At 66.3% G+C, this 383-nt stretch carries 1 protein-coding gene; it reads left to right on the forward strand.

Going from position 1 to position 383, the window contains the following annotated elements:
• Positions 1–383 (forward strand): hypothetical protein (locus AC0L2J_RS34775; protein ID WP_473395984.1); only part of this gene is annotated, 383 nt, incomplete at both ends.

Raw genomic sequence — 383 nt, forward strand, 5'->3', positions numbered from 1 at the left:
ACGATCGAGGTGCTGGCGAACGGCGCGCTGACGGTCGACCAGGGCTCGACCGTCGCCAACACCGGCAACGTCACGGTGGATGCCAACGGCAAGCTGACGGTGAACGGGGCCACGATCAGCGGTGCCGGGACGGTCACGGGTAACGGCGAGATCGACCTGACGGGAGGCGCCACTCTGAGCGGCGGCATCCTGAACAACAATGCTGCCTTCAAGGTCAGCGGCAGCGGCAATGCGCTGGACCATGAGACGGTCACGAATGCGAGCACCGGCACGATCGAAGTGCTGGCGAACGGCGCGCTGACGGTTGACCAGGGCTCGACCGTCGCCAACACCGGCAACGTCACGGTCGATGCCAACGGCAAGCTGACGGTGAACGGGGCCAC

This window comes from Bradyrhizobium sp. MV1.5 (assembly GCF_055807615.1).